Source organism: Candidatus Cryosericum septentrionale, assembly GCF_003570995.1.
Classification (GTDB): domain Bacteria; phylum Caldisericota; class Caldisericia; order Cryosericales; family Cryosericaceae; genus Cryosericum; species Cryosericum septentrionale.
In genome coordinates this window covers 13,648-32,243 of record NZ_QXIY01000047.1, presented here as the reverse complement: position 1 = coordinate 32,243, position 18,596 = coordinate 13,648, and the positions used below count along the sequence as shown (strand labels likewise).

Annotated in this window: 20 protein-coding genes; 11 read left to right on the top strand and 9 right to left on the bottom strand. The window is 54.2% G+C overall.

Annotated elements, in window-relative coordinates:
- The 5 genes from SMC1_RS09805 to SMC1_RS09785 form a co-directional block, all read left to right on the top strand.
- The coding region (locus SMC1_RS09805) for a hypothetical protein (protein ID WP_165849436.1) at window positions 1-692 on the top strand (692 nt) is incomplete at its 5' end.
- A gap of 106 nt (window positions 693-798) precedes the next feature.
- Entirely contained in the window at window positions 799-1,701 is a 903-nt protein-coding gene (locus SMC1_RS09800) for a phosphotransferase family protein (protein WP_119086591.1), read from the top strand.
- A gap of 66 nt (window positions 1,702-1,767) precedes the next feature.
- On the top strand, window positions 1,768-1,923 hold the full coding sequence (locus SMC1_RS09795) for a DUF3825 domain-containing protein (RefSeq protein ID WP_119086590.1): 156 nt from the start codon (window positions 1,768-1,770) through the stop codon (window positions 1,921-1,923).
- Between the two features lie 259 nt (window positions 1,924-2,182).
- The gene (locus tag SMC1_RS09790) at window positions 2,183-3,412 is read left to right on the top strand and encodes an MFS transporter (protein ID WP_119086589.1); all 1,230 of its coding nucleotides are present in this window, start codon (window positions 2,183-2,185) and stop codon (window positions 3,410-3,412) included.
- Window positions 3,409-4,989, top strand: a complete 1,581-nt coding sequence (locus tag SMC1_RS09785; RefSeq protein ID WP_119086588.1) for a xylulokinase — start codon at window positions 3,409-3,411, stop codon at window positions 4,987-4,989. Before SMC1_RS09790 ends, SMC1_RS09785 begins: the two co-directional genes overlap by 4 nt.
- 68 nt (window positions 4,990-5,057) lie before the next feature.
- Here SMC1_RS09785 and SMC1_RS09780 read toward each other — a convergent pair whose 3' ends face one another.
- Window positions 5,058-6,512, bottom strand: a complete 1,455-nt coding sequence (locus SMC1_RS09780) for an aspartate aminotransferase family protein (RefSeq protein ID WP_119086587.1) — start codon at window positions 6,510-6,512, stop codon at window positions 5,058-5,060.
- A 17-nt stretch (window positions 6,513-6,529) separates the two neighbouring features.
- Window positions 6,530-7,204 (bottom strand): class II aldolase/adducin family protein, encoded by a 675-nt coding sequence (locus SMC1_RS09775; RefSeq protein ID WP_119086586.1) that lies wholly within the window; start codon window positions 7,202-7,204, stop codon window positions 6,530-6,532.
- Between the two features lie 440 nt (window positions 7,205-7,644).
- On the opposite strand from SMC1_RS09775, the gene SMC1_RS09770 reads away from it, so the two are divergent.
- The 6 genes from SMC1_RS09770 to SMC1_RS11145 all read left to right on the top strand — a co-directional run bounded on the left by SMC1_RS09770 (window position 7,645) and on the right by SMC1_RS11145 (window position 13,477).
- Window positions 7,645-7,977, top strand: a complete 333-nt coding sequence (locus SMC1_RS09770) for a DUF3825 domain-containing protein (RefSeq protein WP_119086585.1) — start codon at window positions 7,645-7,647, stop codon at window positions 7,975-7,977.
- Complete coding sequence (locus tag SMC1_RS09765; protein ID WP_126855212.1) at window positions 7,974-8,660, top strand: hypothetical protein; 687 nt, start codon at window positions 7,974-7,976, stop codon at window positions 8,658-8,660. Before SMC1_RS09770 ends, SMC1_RS09765 begins: the two co-directional genes overlap by 4 nt.
- A 366-nt stretch (window positions 8,661-9,026) precedes the next feature.
- A complete protein-coding gene (locus SMC1_RS09760; protein ID WP_119086583.1) occupies window positions 9,027-10,577 on the top strand; it encodes a xylulokinase in 1,551 nt (516 codons plus the stop codon).
- Window positions 10,564-11,874 (top strand): RuBisCO large subunit C-terminal-like domain-containing protein, encoded by a 1,311-nt coding sequence (locus tag SMC1_RS09755; protein ID WP_119086582.1) that lies wholly within the window; start codon window positions 10,564-10,566, stop codon window positions 11,872-11,874. The genes SMC1_RS09760 and SMC1_RS09755 overlap by 14 nt, the downstream gene beginning before the upstream one ends.
- A gap of 1,109 nt (window positions 11,875-12,983) precedes the next feature.
- On the top strand, window positions 12,984-13,352 hold the full coding sequence (locus SMC1_RS10930) for a hypothetical protein (protein ID WP_119086580.1): 369 nt from the start codon (window positions 12,984-12,986) through the stop codon (window positions 13,350-13,352).
- The gene (locus SMC1_RS11145; protein ID WP_279386575.1) at window positions 13,349-13,477 is read left to right on the top strand and encodes a hypothetical protein; all 129 of its coding nucleotides are present in this window, start codon (window positions 13,349-13,351) and stop codon (window positions 13,475-13,477) included. Before SMC1_RS10930 ends, SMC1_RS11145 begins: the two co-directional genes overlap by 4 nt.
- Window positions 13,478-13,945: 468 nt before the next feature.
- Here the strand turns inward: SMC1_RS11145 and SMC1_RS09735 are convergent, their stop codons facing one another.
- From SMC1_RS09735 to SMC1_RS09710, 7 genes are all read right to left on the bottom strand, one after another.
- Complete coding sequence (locus tag SMC1_RS09735) at window positions 13,946-14,833, bottom strand: GNAT family N-acetyltransferase (protein ID WP_119086578.1); 888 nt, start codon at window positions 14,831-14,833, stop codon at window positions 13,946-13,948.
- Between the two features lie 93 nt (window positions 14,834-14,926).
- Complete coding sequence (locus SMC1_RS10760) at window positions 14,927-15,079, bottom strand: hypothetical protein (protein ID WP_165849432.1); 153 nt, start codon at window positions 15,077-15,079, stop codon at window positions 14,927-14,929.
- Between the two features lie 10 nt (window positions 15,080-15,089).
- On the bottom strand, window positions 15,090-15,932 hold the full coding sequence (locus tag SMC1_RS09730; RefSeq protein WP_165849431.1) for an AEC family transporter: 843 nt from the start codon (window positions 15,930-15,932) through the stop codon (window positions 15,090-15,092).
- 78 nt (window positions 15,933-16,010) lie between these two features.
- Window positions 16,011-16,388, bottom strand: a complete 378-nt coding sequence (locus SMC1_RS09725) for a hypothetical protein (RefSeq protein WP_126855211.1) — start codon at window positions 16,386-16,388, stop codon at window positions 16,011-16,013.
- Window positions 16,385-16,855: a hypothetical protein gene (locus SMC1_RS09720; RefSeq protein WP_119086575.1), complete on the bottom strand. Its 471-nt coding sequence runs from the start codon at window positions 16,853-16,855 to the stop codon at window positions 16,385-16,387. Before SMC1_RS09720 ends, SMC1_RS09725 begins: the two co-directional genes overlap by 4 nt.
- Complete coding sequence (locus SMC1_RS09715) at window positions 16,852-17,253, bottom strand: hypothetical protein (RefSeq protein ID WP_119086574.1); 402 nt, start codon at window positions 17,251-17,253, stop codon at window positions 16,852-16,854. Before SMC1_RS09715 ends, SMC1_RS09720 begins: the two co-directional genes overlap by 4 nt.
- Before the next feature lie 531 nt (window positions 17,254-17,784).
- Window positions 17,785-18,534 (bottom strand): carbon-nitrogen hydrolase family protein, encoded by a 750-nt coding sequence (locus SMC1_RS09710; protein ID WP_119086573.1) that lies wholly within the window; start codon window positions 18,532-18,534, stop codon window positions 17,785-17,787.
- Between the last annotated feature and the right edge of the window lie 62 nt (window positions 18,535-18,596).

Here is an 18,596-nt window from a genome sequence, read left to right as displayed (position 1 = left end):
CCCGCTTTATCTGGAAGCAGGACCCAGCGCAGTCAGCGCATGTTTCGATGGGCTTTCTGTGGATGATAGCCTACTTCTGGGTATTGTTCTACGCGGTCATGACGGTCATCAACATCGTCACATATACCCAAGACCTCTATGGCGACACCGGGTACCTCGTCTTCGGCCTGCCACTCCGCGGAGCAGAGGTCCTGGGTTCGCGTATCGTGCTGCTTGTGGTCGACACGGTCATGACCCTCCTGGGTGGCATGACGAGTGTCATCGTGCTCGCGTACCTTGCCCCGGGACTCGCTCAGGAGATACGGCCCTACGTCGGCAGGTTCCTGCTGACTGGCGACTACTGGGTGATGTGCCTCGGCGTCCTAGCGGTGATTGTCAGCTTCATGACGATCATGTTCTTCGGCGTGACGTTCGGCAAGACGCTCACCAACTCGAAGAAGCATCTCGGAAGCGTCTTCTCTACGCTCGTCGTCATCACGGTGCTCTGGTCGAGCGCACGACTCGGTTCCATGCTGGAAATGAGGTTCAACGGGATCAACCTCAGCCTGAGTCCCTGGCAAAATCTGCCGATCCTTGGAGCAGGGACGCAGCCGGTTCAGTTTCCGCTGGTCTCTCCGCTGATGTTTGTCATGCTCGGTGTGCTGGCGTTTGCCATCACGTCCTGGCTCATGGACCACAAGCTCAACCTGTAGGAGGCGATACCACACCGGCAGACCTCTGGCGGAACAGGGGCCTGCCGGCATCCATACGCCGCCAGAGTGGTTTGTTCAATACACCAAATGATGGTATCATATACGTATGAAACGCGCCATCGATTCAGGCACGACCGAGTCCATACAGCCACGCATCAGGTCCATCACATGCGGCCTTACACCTGCCGAACGCCTGCCGCCGACGAGCCTGGATCCGATGACGTTACGAATCCCTGCTCAGGTGCTCGCAGTGACCGGACCGGTGGTGCACAGGTCGTCCCCGTACCATGGCAGATGCGGGCTGGTGCTGTTGCTGCAGAACGCGTCGGAGCGGCGCTTCGTGCTCAAGGTCGCCCGCGGAGCCTATCGCATGCAGGAGCTCGCCCTCGAATATGAAGTGCTGAAGCTGCTCCATGGAACGGAGATCCCCGTGCCGAAGCCCCTTGTCCATGTCCAGAGCCGGCCTCTCGGGTTCCTGTTGATGGAGCACGCTGCCGGTCGCTCTGCGACCGACGTTTTGCGTGAGACCGGTTCCAGCGACGATCGTGACCGTATCGCCATCGCCATGGGCTCCATGCTGTCGACGTTGCACCATCTGCCGGTCGGCACGGTGAGCTGGCGGGAGTGCGTCGACGGGCAGCTGCTCTGGGCCGAGCGCCATCTGCAGGAAAAGGTGATGAGCAGGGCCGAATTCCGGGCCAAGGGCATTGCGGGTGACCCCGTCAAGGAACTTGAGCGCCTGAGGGCGTCCTGTCCCAAGCCTGGCGTTGTTGCGGTCCTCCACGGCGACTTCCGACCCAAGAACGTCCTGCTGGATGGAGAGCGGATCACGTCCGTGCTGGACTGGTCCTTCACAGACGTCGGCGACCCATGGTACGACCTCGCAACGATGTTCGGGTATCTGGACCCCGCCGGTCAGCAGTTGTTCCTGAATGCGTACGGGCTCGACGCCGTCGACCGCGAGCGTCTGGACTGGTTCCGCTCCCTCTCCGTCTACCTGGTTGTCTGAAGCTCGACTACAGGTCTGGCGAACCTTTGTGACCGCGCTTGATGCGCGAAGGATGGGACTGGCGTGATGCCTTGCGCATCAGGAAAGGCCGATCTTGCCCTTGTCGTTGAAGAAGATGCCAAGACCCAAGCCTATCTGACCCGCACGGTCTTCTCTTTGGACATGGCTTATCTGGACGCGCAGCCCATCGCCAAACCCAACCGCGAGCGGCTGAACCCATAATGTAGAGAAAGCTTGTCCTGCCCGTCGGTGCCCCCAGAGGGAACATTGTCCTATGTGAGACTCCTGACGAAGCTGTGCGACTGAATGTTTGCTGGCACCATGATATGACCTGGTTGTGGCTCATTAACTGGACGTTCTCTCTGAATCATAGAACGGCGCCACAGCAACCAGATCCTACCGATGTTCTCTTGGATTGTACTTTTTCGACAAGTTGAGTAATACTTGGGAAGAAGAGAAAATCAATCGCGGGGGAGATGATATGGACAGGCCAACGTTTCGCGTGTATGGCTACCGCTGGGTTGTGCTGGTGGTGTTTATGTTCATCAATATTACCATTCAGATGTTGTGGATCAGTTATTCTCCGATTACGGGGCCGGCGGCAAAGTTCTATGGAGTAACCGATCTCAACATTGGGCTGTTATCAATGATGTTCATGATCGCCTTCATTCCACTGTCCATTCCGGTTTCGTGGGTGATCGACACGTGGGGTTTTCACAAGGCTGTTAGTATCGGCGCCGTTTTGATGGGCGTATTTGGTATCCTTCGAGGACTGGCGGGAGCCCGGTACAGCCTCGTCCTGGCTTCGACCATCGGCATCGCTGTCGCGCAGCCTTTTCTCCTCAACGCCTGGACAACCGTTCCGGCTAAATGGTTCGATCTCGAATTCCGTGCCACGGCGGTCGGACTGGTGACACTGGCATCACTTGTCGGAACAGCAATCGGCATGGTCCTGACACCAATTCTGACCCAGAGCGTGTCCATCGCGCGTGTTCAGTTACTATACGGTATTCTGGCCGCTTTCTCATCGGTACTCTTCATCCTGCTGGCGCGTGAGAAACCGGCGACACCGCCATGCCCGGCAGGGCAGGAGACGCGTGCGCTCATGCTGGACGGCCTCAAGAATGCTCTCAAAAACAGAATGTTCTGGATGTTCCTGGTTATCTGCTTCATCGCACTGGGGCTCTTCAATGGCCTGTCAACCTGGGTGGAACCCATCATCCGACCGCGCGGGTTTAGCCCGGAGCAGGCGGGGACGCTCGGCGCCCTTATGCTTGTCGGAGGAATCATCGGTGCCGTCGTGATCCCTGCGTTTTCAGACAAACAGCACAAACGTCGCAAGTACCTTATGATCGGCGTGCTCGGTGCGATTCCTGGTCTCATCGGCGTTACGTTTGCACGACCTGTCTGGCTGCTCATGGCATCGGCCTTTGAACTTGGGTTCTTCCTCATCAGCCTGAGCCCGGTGGGCATGGAGTATGCCGCCGAGATTACCTATCCGACACCAGAGGGAACATCCAACGGGTTGATCCAGCTCTTCGGCCAGGCCGCCGTTGTCTACGTGTATGTCATGGAGGCCATGCGCACGAAGGACGGCTCCTTTACCCTTTCGCTGCTCTTTGCGGTGTTCCTGCTCATCATCTGCGCGTTTATCGTCGCTCGCCTGAAGGACCCGGATGTCGCACACGTTAGCGCGGAGATGACAACATGAAAAGGCACGCCGAACCATATATCCTCGCCGTTGATTTGGGGACGTCGGGGTGCAAGACAGCGCTGGTTTCCGTGACCGGTGTTTTTGCGGGATGGGAATTTCAGGAAGTGCCTCTGCATGTCTTGCCAGGTGGCGGGGCGGAACAGGATCCGGAGGATTGGTGGAATGCATTCCTGACAACTGCCGGCAAGTTGATGCACAAGAAACTTGTTCCTGTGGAGGACATTGTTGGTGTTTGTTGCTCAACCCAGGGAGAGGGCACCGTGCCGGTGGACAGGGACGGCAAGGAATTGATGAACTGTGTGTTGTGGATGGACATGCGTGGGGCCAAATATCTCGAGCAGATCACGCGCGGGCCAGTCAATGTCGCTGGATATGACCCCATCCGCTTGCTGCGCTGGGTCAAGTTGACCGGCGGCGCGCCGTCCTTGTCTGGCAAAGATCCATCAGCGCATATGCTCTTTATTCGGGACGTGTTTCCGGACGTTTATGCAAAAACGTTCAAATTCCTGAATGTTCCGGATTACATGAACATGCGCCTTTGCGGACGGTTTGCTGCCACGCCCGATTCTATTCTGACTTCCTGGGTCACAGATAATCGCAATTCGGCACATGTTGTCTATTCACCGGCACTGATAAGGAATTCCGGTATCGATGCTGACAAATTCCCTGAGATCGTTCCCTGTGACTCCGTGTTGGGCGAACTGAAACCGGACGTTGCACGTGAGTTGGGGCTCAAGCCCGGTGTCCGGGTGGTAGCGGGGTCCATCGACACAACATCGGCGGCCATTGGTTCGGGAGCCGTACGCGACTACGAGGGGCATCTGTACATTGGGACGTCGTCCTGGATTGCTGCGCACGTGCCCTTTATGAAAACAGATGTCGTGAACTCGCTTGCTTCGGTGCCTTGTGCCATCCCAGGAAAGTACCTGATGACGATTTTGCAGACGACAGCAGGCGGCAACCTGACCTTCCTGCGCGACAAGATTCTCTATCACAAGGACAAGCTGCTGCGCGAGGAACAGGCACCCGACGTGTATGAGATCATGGATCACATTGCAGAGCAGGTCCCGGCTGGAAGCAATGGCGTCATCTACACGCCATGGATCTACGGCGAACGGTCTCCTATCGAAGATCGTCATGTGCGCGCATCCATCTTCAATCTTTCCCTGGAAAACAGTCGGGAGGACATTATTCGCGCCTTCCTGGAAGGTGTCGCTCTCAATACACGGTGGATGCTTGGACCGGGCGAGAAGTTCTTAGGGCGCAAGGTAACATCTCTCAACATTGTTGGTGGAGGAGCCAAGTCCAACATCTGGTGCCAGATCTTTGCAGACGTGCTTAATGTTGCCATCCGTCAGGTGGCTGACCCTATCGAGGTGAACGCGCGCGGAGCAGCATTTATCGCTGCTGAAGCACTAGGATATATGAAATTTGAAGACGCTGCGCGGTACACAGCCATTTCCAGGGAATACACACCTCTACCGGAACACCGTGCTCTCTATGATAAGACCTTCAAGGAATTCGTTGAGTATTATCACCAGACCAAAGACCTCTACCGCGAGATGAATCCGTAAAGCGAGCAACAGAAATGAACAAAGGGGTAGGCCTGTGCAGGCCTACCCCTTTGCCATCTTCCTATGCGTTAGGTACCTTCGACACTTCCCAGAATGACATCAAAGCGCCGGAGCGCATCATCAATGATTTCATCGGTATCAGCCATACTGGTGTACATGCGGCTGCCAGCGAGGGTGATGATGCCCTGGCTCATGTAGGCGGCACCCATCTCCTGCATCATGTGGTTTCGGGGCTTGAGCTCCTTGGCCAGCTGGAGTGGGTGACGGAAATCGAGCAGCATGACGCCCGCTGTTTCAAGATGCACGATGGAACCTTGATTGTACGCGACAAACGGCAGTTTGCGCCGCTCGACGATCTCCTGTAACCCTTTGGTCAGACGATCCCCTGCACGCCCAGCGATAACCGGTGCGTTGGTACGTTCCATTTCTGTCAGAGCGAAGTACCCTGCAGCGCATGACAATGGATTGGCCGTCAGTGTGCCACCGACGTAAGCGTGTTCTCCTGTGCCACCGATCCCGGCTGAAAGATGCATCATGACGTCGCGTCGTCCACCAAGCCCACCAGCCATCGGGTAACCACCAGTGATGCATTTGCCAAAGACCGTCAGATCCGGTTTGACGCCGAAGTAACCCTGAGCACAGCCCATTCCTAGCCGGAACCCGGTCACAACCTCGTCAAAGATAAGAAGTGCGCCGAACTCGTCACAAAGCTCACGCACCTTCTGGTTGTAGTCCTTGTACACAGGGCGCGTTCCACTTTCAGGCCCCACAGGTTCCACGATGACGGCCGCCGTGCCACCACGCAGACGGTTACGGATCAGCAAACGCCGCAGCCCAGCGAGATCGTTAGGAAAAACTTCCTCTGTGTTGCCGGTCGCGCCCATCGGTATTCCTTTGGATTCGAAACGTCCCGTGCCTGGTATATGCAGGCCGTAGACCATCGAGTCGCTCCAGCCATGGTATGCTCCGCCAACCTTGATGATCTTGCGCTTGCGGGTATGCGTCCGTGCTGCACGAATAGCTGCCATAACAGACTCTGTCCCGGACCCGAACATGCGCAGCATCTCAACACTAGGGACAAGGCGGTTGACGAGTTTTGCGAGCTTCAGCTCGTATTCACTGAACAGGCCAGTGACTGGGCCTGATTCGTTGATGACCTCAGCCACCTTTTCGCGCACTGGTGCATAGTTGCTGCCTAGAACAGTCGGGCCGCCAGCTTGCAGGAAGTCAATGTACTGGTTGCCGTCGACATCCCAGATGAAAGCACCAGTTGCTTTCTGGATTGCAATGGGGAAAGGATAGTTGAACGCCAGATTGTGCTGGACACCACCAGGAATGTAGTTCTTTGCCTCGTCAGTCAACGCTCTGGATTTGGTGCATTTTGTGTCAAAGTAGTCCAGGTACTCTTTCATCTTGTCGCGCCGAATCGTCATCGGCGGTACCTGGATCAATGCGTGCAAACGATCGTAGATTTTTGCCGTATCATGCCATTTGGAAATAGCGTACTTCTGTTCTTCGGCCATAGCCGCCCCCTGTTTGACTAATGCTCGTTGGCATTCTCGAATTTTTTCTGATCCTTGCGCAACATAGCAAACGCTACCTCGCGAAACGGCAGCGGGATACGCGAAATCTTCTTCTCGGTACAGATCGCAAGGAGGTACGTCACAGCGCATTTTTCGAGCAGTTGCACATTGAACATTGTGCGATCCGGATCAGGGCCAAGGCACAAAGCACCATGATTTTGCAGGATGTATGCATTGCAGTGGTTCTTTAGTCGTATGACGACATTGTGCTTAAGGAATCCTGTTCCCGACGGCGCGTAATTAATGATCTCAACCGACTTGCCGAGAAAACGAGCTTGTTCGTCGTAGAGTGCTGGAATCGGCGTCTTCGTGAGCCCAAAAGCACTGGCATACAGCTGATGTGTATGAATGACGCAGTTGGTATCCAGTCGGTTCTCGTAGATAGCGGCGTGCAAAGCGCTTTCAATCGAAGGTTTGCGTTCTCCCTCGAGGACTGTGAGATTATACCGAAGTATGCAGACATCTGCTGGTGTCATGATCGTGTAATCGTAATTGGAAGGAGTAATAGCGAACGCGTGCTCGCCCCGGATACGCACCGAAACATTGCCGCCGGTTCCCATCAGATATCCCTTTTCAACAAGGTTGTGACAGAGTGTAGTGACTTGTTGCTTTGCTTCCTCATACTTCCCCATGTCCACCTCGTTCTGAAGTCAAATACTTTCAGAAATGCATTCAACTGTAATCCTGTTGACAGATTTCTCAAGCATGTTCATAGTTCCAGGAGTTATCCCATACGAACAGGCGTCATGGGAGTGAAGCGTATAAAACGCGGAAAGGAGATTTCCTCTTCATCTTCTTTCCCCTCACCTCCCTTTATTAGGGCCTCTCGTTGTTCCATTCTGTATGACCAGATACAGTACACTACCTACAGTACCTTATATCTTGGAATCATTTTTTTTCAAGCCTTTACAAATATCTTTTGTGCCGGTAGTGAGTCATCCTCCACCATTATCAGTTTCTTAAGGAAACATCAATGTTTTTGGACGTACTGACGTAAGGCTATAGCAAGTTAATGTTATATTTATATAGTAAGGAACAAGTTTTCTATGCTTGAAACTTGGGGGCGAAAAAAATGAGGAAATACAAGGATCTTGGGCTGAAATATCGTGAACAAGATCCGCGCGATGTATTCTGCGATTTTTCTTTTGTTACGCAATCAGATGCAAGCTGGGAATATCCGTACGAAAAGCTCGCTCAGATAGCACAACCGGAAAACTGGGGGTTTACCCGCGGGGAGTTCAAATCGCGCTACCCACAGCAGACGTATCCTATCCTCATGAATTATCTCAACTATACCTTCCTCCGTTTGCAAGACCTCAACCTCATCGAGTATACCGATGATAGTACAGAAGCCTGCCTCAATACGGGGCTACTGACAAAAATGAAGAACAGAGTATCTACATGACATTTCATAGAAACGAGAAAGCAGAACTGTACAACAAACCAGATTGGACGCTCTTCGGTTTTGCCAATTCCTATGATGTTAGCAAGAGTGGAAATTTTGCCATTTTGCCAGAACCGGCGTGGTACTACGAAGATCGCACCGACTTGTTCTTTGAATTGCGTCACGGATTCTGGCCCTTTTCTTGCCCTCCTTCGACCGTGCACAACAAAACAAGTCGAGGAGGCGGTAACATGCCACTATATATGTCAGAGTATGTTCCGGAACAATACGAAAGGATTCCGTACAGATTCGCACGTCTCACGCTCCAGCATCGCTCCGACGAAGCTGCCGACATTGTGATTGCCCGTGCCAAGCATCTAACCACGCTTTCAAGGGAGCAGGGCCAGCAGGAAGTCAGAAACTACGCTAAGTGCATCACGCTGATCGCGTCGTTGCTTCGTTGCCCCGAGCAATGTCGCGTCTATGTGTGTCCTGGCCAGGTCGATATCCAATTCGACTTGAATCCGTTCGAGACGTACAAGTTATCTACACCACGTACCGTCGCAAGCACCGCAAGCGCGTGGAGGCGTGACGATGGGCGTCGTACAGGTGAAGACTGGAGCACGGCGATGCTGAACTCAGGAAATCGTCCAACACCTCCGACTTCCTTGTCTTCCCTGCCTTCAGATATGCCTGTGCCTTGACCATCGTGAGCTTCTTGCGTTCCTGGAACCGCCCCTCCGAGTACGCCCCTCGGATACGGCAGCACCCCTCGCATTGAGAGAAAGTGCTCGGGGGACAACATCCTCGGGGGGATTGGACTAACATCCTCGGGGGGATCGTGAGCTCCATTCCCGCTGCTCTGTTCTCATCCAAACGATCAGCAGTATTCTGTCATCCTTCACGTCCTTGTTCTCATGAGTTGACGGAGCCAGTTCACCTCCATGTTGGATGAGTCGATGCGGGTATTGGCCTTTACTTAGGATTCTGTTATTATGAAAACAACAAAGAAGAGGTTGTGGAGTGTCAACTTGTAACCACATCTTGAAGCCAGGACACCGGAGGAAAGAATGAAAGAGGGTTACATAATTGCTCATGATGTAGGTACTAGCTGTGATAAAGCAGTTCTTGTCGATCTGCTGGGAAAAGTTGCCGGATCAGTCAGGGAAGCATACGAGGTGTATTACCCGGCTGAAGGATTTGCGGAACAGAACCCAGAAGACTGGTGGAATGCGATTACAAGATCTACGAAGAAGCTACTTAAAGAAACAGAAATATCACCATCAAACATCCTTGGAGTGACTTTCTCAACACAGATGCTGGGTATTGTGCCTGTAGATGGACAAAGAACACTGGGAAATGCAATTATCTGGCTTGACGCAAGAGCTAAAGCTCAGGCAGACAAGCTGATGAGGAAATTTATTGACGGGAAGGTATTTGCGCTTCTGGCGGGATCTCCGCTGACAGCTAAGGATGGTATTCCAAAACTTATGTGGATTAAGGAAAATGAGCCTGAAATCTATAAGAAGATGAAAACTTTTATTGATACAAGTGGTTACGTTATTTTTAAGTCGACAGGAAGAAATGTGATGGAGTTGAGCTGTGCTTCCGGTTTTGGTCTTGACCTCAAGAAAAATGAATGGCTTGAGTGGGTTTTCAAATATGCGGGTTTTGATGTCGATAAGCTGCCAACACTTGTTCCGTCGACAGAGCAGGTAGGCTTGTTGAGTGATTACTCTGCGTCTGAGATGGGCCTTATGCCGGGTACGCCTGTTTTTGCAGGGTCATCCGACGTTGCGACTGCAGCGACCGGGGCAGGGTGTGTAGCTGACGGGGATGGACATCTTTATCTTGGGACATCGGGCTGGATTGTGGTTACGAGCAATAAATCTCCGACCGGAAGAAAAGGCGTGGTGACCATAAAATCAACAGATAAAACAAAATCGCTGATTTTTGCGGAAACGGAAACGGCAGGTTATTGCCTTCAGTGGATTAGGGATGAATTTTACAAGAAGGAATCACAAGACCCGACTATTACAAATGTATATTCATTGATGGATAAACTTGTGGAACAGGTGCCGCCAGGTTCCGGCAACCTAATATTTACCCCATGGATGTATGGGGAACGGGCTCCGGTAAGCGATTCCTTGGTAAGATCGATGTTTTTTAACATCTCGGCAAGTCATAAAAGGGAAAACCTTCTCAGGGCAGTTTATGAAGGGGTAGGGTATAACTTCAGGTGGATGCTTGAAATTCTTGAAAATGACTATCGACTTTCTCTTTCAACTTTAAGGGTTCTTGGCGGAGGGGCAATAGGAGATGTGTGGGTGCAGATAATCTCTGACATTACGGGAAAGACACTTGAGACGCTTCCAGATCCGCAGGAGAGAGGAGCAATCGGAGCTGCGTTCTGCGCAATGATTGGACTTGGAATTTATCCGGATTTTGCTTCTTTAAAGGAGATCATAAAACCCTGCAAGGTATTCAAACCAAACCCGAAAAATAAAGAAACATATGACTTTATATACTCAAACTATAAATCTTTATATAGAAATCTGAAATATATCAGTCATAAGATTAACAGCAAATTCATAAAAGGAGGATTACATGGAGGGAATTGATGTACTTTCATTACCAATTGCATTGCCCGATGGTGTTGACTACAACGATTACATCATTGGGACTTATTACTGTTCTTTTCCGAAGGGAGTGCCTGTCTCAAAACTTGCACCTGCGCTTGCGGTAGAGCAGAGTACGGGCACATGGCTTCCTGTTCCGGGTGAAACGGCAGAGGTAAAGAGGAAATATGTTGCAAAGGTCATAGGGGTTTATGAAACACCCGATTATGAGTTTGAAGTGCCTGCAGATACTTCTGATAGGCATTACATTATTCAAATTGCCTACCCCGAGGTGAATATCGGGGAACAGATCCCAATGCTTCTCACAACTGTAGTTGGAAATATTTCAATGGCTGGAAAGATCAAACTGCTTGATCTTAGATTTCCCGAAAAGTATGTGAAAGCTTTCAGGGGGCCGAAGTTTGGAATACAGGGCGTAAGAAAACTTCTTGGCGTTTTTGATAGGCCACTTCTGAACAATATGATTAAACCTTGCACTGGCTATACGCTTGAAGTTGGAGCGGAACTATTCAGACAGGCAGCTCTTGGTGGATGCGATATTATTAAGGATGATGAGCTGATAGCTGATGCGTCTTTCAATAGCGTGCAGGCAAGGGTTAAGAGATATATGCAGATAGAAAAGGAAGTTTTTGAGGAAAAAGGTGAGCGTACACTTTATACGGTTAATATTTCGGACGAAGTACCGAAAGTTTTCGAAAACGCGAAAAAAGCTATTGAAGCAGGCGCGAATGCTCTTATGGTAAACTACTTTGCTGTAGGATTTTCGGTGCTCAGGGCATTGGCCGAGGATACATCAATCAATGTGCCCATACTTGCACATATGGATGTTACGGGTGCAATGTATATGTCTCCATACCATGGTGTAAGCTCTCACTTGATGCTTGGCAAACTTCCGAGGCTTGCGGGAGCCGATATTGTGGTTATACCCGCCCCGTATGGTAAGGCGCCGGTTTTAGCGGACAAATTTGTGAAGACCGCCTATAACCTGACATTCCCCCTCTATAACCTAAATCCCACATTCCCGATGCCATCAGGTGGAATTACTCCTTCGATGGTTCCAAACGTGATAAAGGATCTTGGTCCGGATATAGTCATCGGATCGGGTGGTGGAATCCATGCCCATCCTGGAGGTCCAATTGCTGGAGCAAAGGCATTCAGACAGGCAATTGATGCAACAATGAAGGGAATACCTCTGGATAAAGCGAAAGAAGATTACAAGGAACTGAGGGAAGCTCTTGAAAAATGGCAAGACCCGTTTGGCAAAGGCATAGGTATTTAGGAGGAATAATTTGTACCGGGCGGCGCTTTTCCGCCCGGTTGTACATCAAGAGGTTTTTGGTATGAACGATGGGGATATTCTTGAATTGATAGAGAGCCGTAGAAGTATAGGAAGTTTTCTGAACAGAGAGGTTCCACGCATCGACTCATCCAACATGGAGGTGAACTGGCTCCGTCAACTCATGAGAACAAGGACGTGAAGGATGACAGAATACTGCTGATCGTTTGGATGAGAACAGAGCAGCGGGAATGGAGCTTACGATCCCCCCGAGGATGTTAGTCCAATCCCCCCGAGGATGTTGTCCCCCGAGCACTTTCTCTCAATGCGAGGGGTGCTGCCGTATCCGAGGGGCGTACTCGGAGGGGCGGTTCCAGGAACGGGGGAAGCTCACGATGGTCAAGGCACAGGCATATCTGAAGGCAGGGAAGACAAGGAAGTCGGAGGTGTTGGACGATTTCTGTGAGGAGGGGGCGGGATACTGCAGGAGACATGCCGCCCGTGTCCTGCACTAGGCAGGACAGCGGTATCTCCTGGGAGAGGAGATGCTGGTCGCTGATCCCACGAAGCGTCTGCACCGACAGCGTCCTCCCCGGTATGGCCCTGCGGTGCAGAAAGCACTCATCACCATCTGGAACGCAAGCACGTTCCTGGGTCCTGTCCGCCTGGCAGGAGGCATGTCTCTGTTTGTGGAAAACCTCACAGCGCATGGGCATCTCCATCTGGAGGATGAGACACGGCGGCTTCTCCTCCAGATGAGTCCGGGCGCGGCGGGAAGGCTCCTGGCAGGGGAGAGGCGGACGTATCGTCTCCATGGACTCTGTCATACCCGGAGCACCCCTCTGGGGTGGCAGGATTCCCGTTCAGACGTGCATGAACCCTCCGCTCCCCATCCCTGGCGTCGCCCCCGTGGACCTGGTGGGTCAAGGCGGAGGGTAGGTTGTGGGAGACTCCCTGGTGGACACGTACTGTCACGGACTGTACCGCCGGATGGACCGGGGGGGCCGTATGCATGAACGCAGAAGTGATTGTGGTCACTGCACCGGCATCCTGTCTCCGCAGGTACCCGAGGGGACGCCCTCTCCCTGCATTCTGATAACGGGAGCGAGTTCATGAATGGACATCTCACGCGGTTCTGTCATGCCTGGGACATCACCTTCACCCGTTCCTGTCCGTGCCAGGGGAACGACAACGCCCATGTGGAAGAGAAGAACAACTCCGTCATCCGCACGTTCGTGGGGTATGACCGGCATGACACCCAGGCTGAAGAGGGTCTCCTGAACCGACTATACTTGGCCCTGCACCTCATGGTGAACTGGTTCCTTCCCAGCCAGAAGCTCCTCCGGGAGAACGGACCGGGAGCCACATCACCAAAGTATACGACACGGCACAGACACCATGCGCACGGATGCTGGCACGAAAGGATGTTGCAGAAGAGACAAAGGGGCGTCTCCTGGCCATCCGTGCGGAGCTGGACATGACAACGCTGCTCCACGAGATCTTCCTCTGCCAGGACCGACTGGATGAGATTGCCAGGAGGAGACAGCTTCTGGTGATCAAGAAACGTGGCAGCTACGCGACTATTTCTGGTGAGTTCACGACCTGATGGTTCACCTCCATTCTTACGTGAGTTGACACGCATGTTCATAGTTCCAGGAATTGTCCAATACGAACAGACGTCATGGCAGTGAGGCGTATGAACATCATTATCACGTGCTGCATTGGCACGATCATTTTCGGGTACAAAGCAATGCCGACCACGCGGGCTGTGACGTCATCTCTTACTGCTACAACGCCATCCGACGATATCTCAACATCACGACGTGTGACGACCAAGGTCGGCGAAAGTCTCCGTATCCCGCCGATCCACAGGTGTTCTTGAATGTGTACGGGCTCGAGGCCGTCGACCGCGAGCGCCTGGACTGGTTTCGCTCCCTTTCCGTCTGCTTGGCTGTCTGAAGCTCGGCTACAGGTCTGGCGAACCCTTGCGCCCGCGCTTGATGCGCGAAGGATGGGACTCATGTGATGGCTGGCGCCCCTTCGTCGTGCCAGTATTCCCGCTTGACTAATGAGGCTATTCGACCGGGCGCTCGTAGACGAACACGTCCGGCTCGCCATGACGCCAGACGTCAAATTCGAGCGCGGTCACCGTCTCAAGCAGGTTCGTGTGGACGGCCTGACCGGCTGGAATCATCGTCTGGATGCATTTCGCCCCCGGATAGAGAGCAAGGGCGTGCCTGACAAGCACCTCCAAGTGTTTGGGACTTCCGTCTGCGAAATCGATGGAGACCTCGCCTGCCCCGCGATCGGGATGACAGACGACTAGCAGGCTGCGCAGGGACCCCTTGCTGCCGCGAAGGCCGATGGCCTTGTCGAAGACAGGCCAGGCGACGACTCCGGGGCGTGATGCAGGCCAGAACGTCCAGCCCTGACCGACGAATCCACAGCTCATTGCAATGGAAGCCGACCCCAGTATCCACGCGCGTGCTTCGTCGAAGGGCACTTCCGAAACCAGTGGTGACAGCTCCGCGGTGGACCGTGCGGGACCGTCCAACTTCGCCTCGGCAAGGATGAACGATGCCTGGCGCACAAAACGGTGCTGCTCGATGATATGGATGCTTGCCAGGTTGTCGATGTACGTTGAGAGTCCGATGCGCTGCGCGCCCTCGCGGGTCGCCTTCTCGATAAAGTACTCAGTCAGCGCCTTGCCGGCACCGTGTCCTTGCGAAGCGGTGTCCGTGCGGATCCCCTCAAGCCACACGTAACCGGGGGTCAGATTGACCGTACGCGCGAACGCGATGACGGATCCGTTCAGGTCGGCGACCGTCACCTCGGAACCCCGCATGCGGAGCCATTCGTCGATGATCTGTGGCACGTAGTCGTCTCCTTCCCATATCTGCGAACTGATCGCCAGGATGCGAGATCGGTCGGCAAGCCGTGCTGTACGAATGGTGACTCCCATGTGTTTCTCCTGTCATTGTAGAGTGACGGCAGACTGCGCTGTCCTGTATGAAGTATACATATGTGTCCAAAAGGCTTCAACATGCGTATGGCATCACCCCGGAATCATCGCTGGCTGCTTGGCCACGGACACGCAGGCGCTACCCAAGTCGGCGGGGGCGATGCGAGAATCGCGGACAGCAGCGATGAGGTCGTCTGCCGCGGGATGTTGCAGCGCGAACGTGACGAACTGCTCGTCCTTGTCCATGACGTTTTTTCTAGAGGAAACGCGCCCAGAAGAGGATGGTCAGTGGGAACAGGAGGGTCGAGACGACGACGTTCCGGGACAGTTTCTGAACGTCCAGGCCAATCTCAGCGCCGTACACGACGCTGGCAGCCATGGTGGGCATGGCGCTCTGGATGATGAATGCGCTGCGGATGTCGCCAGCGACGGGCAGGACGAGCGTTAGGGCCAGCGCCATCGCCGGTATGAGGGCGAGCTTGATTCCTGCTGCGATGAGCGCGCGCCAGTTGAAGTCCAGGTCCACGTTCAGCCCCACGAAGAGCATGGCAAGGGGAGACGTCGAGTTGCCGACGAGCTGGCATGCATCGGTGAAGAACTGCGGAAGGGCAACACGCTTAAGGATAAGCGCGAGGAGCATGGCGACCAGCGGCGGGTTGATGAAGCTGCGGAGATTCTTGTGAATCCAGGTGCTGAAGACCATGAACGAATGTGTCTGCTCATAGATGACCGCGAGCGGCAATGCCCCCTGGCCGAGGATCGCCTGTACCACGGGATATCCCATGAACCCGGTGTTCCCAAGGAATCCCGAGAAGACCGTCTCGCGATAGCGTACGGGGGCAAGCCTGAAGGTCAGGTACCCGACGACCTGGATGACGATGACCCCTGGAATGAGCCACAGCGCCTTCAGCGGGATGGGGTTGCTGTACAGGCTGATGAAGGTGAGAGCGGGCAGGGCGACATTGAACACGAACTTGCGGATACTGGTGGCATCTTGCAATGAGAGGACACGGAGCCGACGAAGCAGGATACCGATGACCACGATGAGGACAAGCGTAAACACGGGACTCATTTCCGCAAGACCGATAGGTTGTTTCATATCCTTGCCATGATAGTGGAAAAAAGGCATCGCGTCCAGCCTTGGACGCTGTGAATCCAGCGACTGCGCGGACAGGGTTTAACTGTTGTACCTCCGTACCCTCTCGTTGAATCCCTGCGCTATGCGGTGGGCGATCACAAGGTAGTGGTCCAGGAGCAGGGCACGATCGTCAGCAGATGTCTTACCTGATGCCGCAAGCACCGCCTCGCAGGCTCTGGGACGCTCCAGCTGTTCGACAAACACTGCGTAGGCTCGTTGGGCAGCAGCGTTGCCACAGATGGAGTGCTCGATGAAGTCGAGTTCGCTCTGGATGTCGCTTTCGCTGGCGGTCAGGACGGCTCGCACCGTTTCGGGACGCTCGGCAGTCTGGGCTGCCTGCACCACAGCCTGCTCCGTATCACTGCTGATTGGCTGGTCGAACGTGAACAGGGCGGTCTTGTACATAGGTCTTGTCATGCGGCCTGGCGTTCGCCGCCTGGTCTGAGGTGATACAGGTAGTTGAGGTAGTCTCCTCCCTGTTGCCACCATGGGTTCTCGCAGAAGCAAGTGGATCCAATACATGGGAGCGCATCCCCTCCTGTGCCGAGGTATCGCATGACGCCCAGGAGGACACGTCTGGGACCGGCCGGGAAGCAGTACATGGCGAACCAGCCCTCAGGGAGCCGGTTGTCGCCGGGCCACCACATGACCTGATGGACGTAACTGTCGCGTATCCACGGTTCCGCCAAGCGCAGCGCCTTTACCACGAACCCTTCCCAGACCGTGGGATCGAAGGTGCGGAGCGGAGTTCCAGCACGGAGGGCGAGGCTTTCGCGGACATTGTCCCAATGAATCTGGACGAGGACCCGGACATCGTGTCGACCGCCAAGTTCGCGCGGGTCGAGCAGCAAGCTGGTTTCGCAGATGAGGATTGGGCCCTTCATGAATGGGTCTCCTCGGACGGAGCGTTCATGAGATCGGCGCTGTCAGGACACAGGACGTCCTGGAGAAGGACATAGAGGTCGAAGACGTTGTGATGATACAGCAGACGCAAGTGCTCACGTTCGACCGGCTCGAGTGTGGGGCGAAGCAGAGCCCACGCGTCAAACGAACAGTCGTCGGTCAGCGCCATGAGAAGTGACTCGTAGCGGACAGCAAAGGCCGCATCAGTCAGGATGCGTTGAGCGACAAAACCGAGTTCCCTGCTCAGGTCGTCCGGGGTTGCCTCGAGAAGTCGCTGGATGTTGGCAAGGTCAGAGGCAGCAATCCGGACGTCACCAGCAGTGGTGAGACGTCCAAAGTCGCTATGCCGAGGAAAGACGAACAGGATCGTCTGGTCCATGCTGCCTCCAATCGGGGGCGCTGCACGAAACGCTCTCTGCAAGCCAAAACGGATTCTACTAACGCGCGGATGATAACCTCTGACCTCTGTGTTGTTGCGCTGATGCCGTGTACCTCACGAACCCGAACCTCAACACATCCCTGACTGCCTGGACAATGGTGCATTCTGTCTCCACCGTACTTGCCACAGGAACCCAATACGTATCTACCATCAGAATAGGTCGATGGATGTTCTTGTCAAGACCGGTCTGTGACAGACTCTGGATCCTCATGAATACTGGTGTCAACGGCTTTCCGGTCTCCATCAGCGACTTGTGACACCGGGGCGCGTTCCTCGGAGCCCTTCTGTTCAGGAGATCAGACCCTGGTCGTAGAGGATGCCGCCGAAATGAACGCGCGCCTGCCGATGCGGGTGCCTGACTGTTGTTGTTCCATACTTCCTCCCCGTTTCATCATGAGACAGGCCCTCGTTGCGGCGAGGGCCTGTCTCATGATCCAATGCCGTTTCCAGTGAGACTGTAACGTCGCTCTGTTAGATGGCCGCGATGATTATTCCTGGCATTCCCAGTTGGAGTGAATGGGTAATGCGACCGTTGGCATGGACGACCATGGTTCCTCCGAACGAGCCTCCATCAAAACCCTTCTCTCCCATCGAGTTCACCATAAGCGTCGTGACGGCCATCTTCTGGACGCGGTCGACGTAGACTTGGCGCTCCTCGGTCTCCCACCGTTTCTGGTCACACAGGCCGCCGTCGAAGTAGCGTGCGAAGGGCATGAGGAGATAGCTCGGATGCTGTTCACGCACCTGTTCTGCGACTGTGTCGTTGAACAGGTCGCCGCCGATGGCAAACGAAAAGCGACCGATCGGCGTGTCGACTGCAGGGCATTCTGTTCCCTCACGATAGAGCTTCGAGTCACCTATCTGGTCGTGCCATTGTGGATCGATGCGACGGTATTTGAGGAGCATGTCGCCGCTGGGACCCACCAAGACGGCGGTGTCATACAATGCCGCTCCGTCCCGTTCAAGGATGCCGAACGCGATGTGGATGCGGCTGGACTTGGCGAGGTCGGCGAAATGGCTCGTCGCCGGCCCAGGTACCGGTTCTCCCAGCATCAGGTCATGCCTGGGATCATTGTTGAGGATCAGCCCTGTCGTCGCAGCTTCCGAGAACAGGACAAGGTGCGCCCCCGCCTTTGCCGATTGTGTCACTGCAAGGTCCATTCGCTCGATATTCTTTGCTGTGTCTGCCCCGACACGATACACCACCAGCGATACGTTCATCCTTGCTCCTCCTTTTCAAGTCTGCCTCCCGCCAGTCGCTGCGCAATCTTAGAGCCCTCCAA

Bases quoted from the DNA above. Each gene is read 5' to 3' on its own strand.
- SMC1_RS09755 (WP_119086582.1), top strand. From the start codon at position 10,564: ATGGAGGGAATTGATGTACTTTCATTACCAATTGCATTGCCCGATGGT.
- SMC1_RS09715 (WP_119086574.1), bottom strand. From the start codon at position 17,253: ATGGACCAGACGATCCTGTTCGTCTTTCCTCGGCATAGCGACTTTGGA.
- SMC1_RS09780 (WP_119086587.1), bottom strand. From the start codon at position 6,512: ATGGCCGAAGAACAGAAGTACGCTATTTCCAAATGGCATGATACGGCA.
- SMC1_RS09785 (WP_119086588.1), top strand. From the start codon at position 3,409: ATGAAAAGGCACGCCGAACCATATATCCTCGCCGTTGATTTGGGGACG.
- SMC1_RS09795 (WP_119086590.1), top strand. From the start codon at position 1,768: ATGCCTTGCGCATCAGGAAAGGCCGATCTTGCCCTTGTCGTTGAAGAA.
- SMC1_RS10760 (WP_165849432.1), bottom strand. From the start codon at position 15,079: ATGGACAAGGACGAGCAGTTCGTCACGTTCGCGCTGCAACATCCCGCG.
- SMC1_RS09765 (WP_126855212.1), top strand. From the start codon at position 7,974: ATGACATTTCATAGAAACGAGAAAGCAGAACTGTACAACAAACCAGAT.
- SMC1_RS09730 (WP_165849431.1), bottom strand. From the start codon at position 15,932: ATGAAACAACCTATCGGTCTTGCGGAAATGAGTCCCGTGTTTACGCTT.
- SMC1_RS10930 (WP_119086580.1), top strand. From the start codon at position 12,984: ATGAATGGACATCTCACGCGGTTCTGTCATGCCTGGGACATCACCTTC.
- SMC1_RS09775 (WP_119086586.1), bottom strand. From the start codon at position 7,204: ATGGGGAAGTATGAGGAAGCAAAGCAACAAGTCACTACACTCTGTCAC.
- SMC1_RS09800 (WP_119086591.1), top strand. From the start codon at position 799: ATGAAACGCGCCATCGATTCAGGCACGACCGAGTCCATACAGCCACGC.
- SMC1_RS09770 (WP_119086585.1), top strand. From the start codon at position 7,645: ATGAGGAAATACAAGGATCTTGGGCTGAAATATCGTGAACAAGATCCG.
- SMC1_RS11145 (WP_279386575.1), top strand. From the start codon at position 13,349: ATGACAACGCTGCTCCACGAGATCTTCCTCTGCCAGGACCGACTGGAT.
- SMC1_RS09735 (WP_119086578.1), bottom strand. From the start codon at position 14,833: ATGGGAGTCACCATTCGTACAGCACGGCTTGCCGACCGATCTCGCATC.
- SMC1_RS09720 (WP_119086575.1), bottom strand. From the start codon at position 16,855: ATGAAGGGCCCAATCCTCATCTGCGAAACCAGCTTGCTGCTCGACCCG.
- SMC1_RS09790 (WP_119086589.1), top strand. From the start codon at position 2,183: ATGGACAGGCCAACGTTTCGCGTGTATGGCTACCGCTGGGTTGTGCTG.
- SMC1_RS09760 (WP_119086583.1), top strand. From the start codon at position 9,027: ATGAAAGAGGGTTACATAATTGCTCATGATGTAGGTACTAGCTGTGAT.
- SMC1_RS09710 (WP_119086573.1), bottom strand. From the start codon at position 18,534: ATGAACGTATCGCTGGTGGTGTATCGTGTCGGGGCAGACACAGCAAAG.
- SMC1_RS09725 (WP_126855211.1), bottom strand. From the start codon at position 16,388: ATGACAAGACCTATGTACAAGACCGCCCTGTTCACGTTCGACCAGCCA.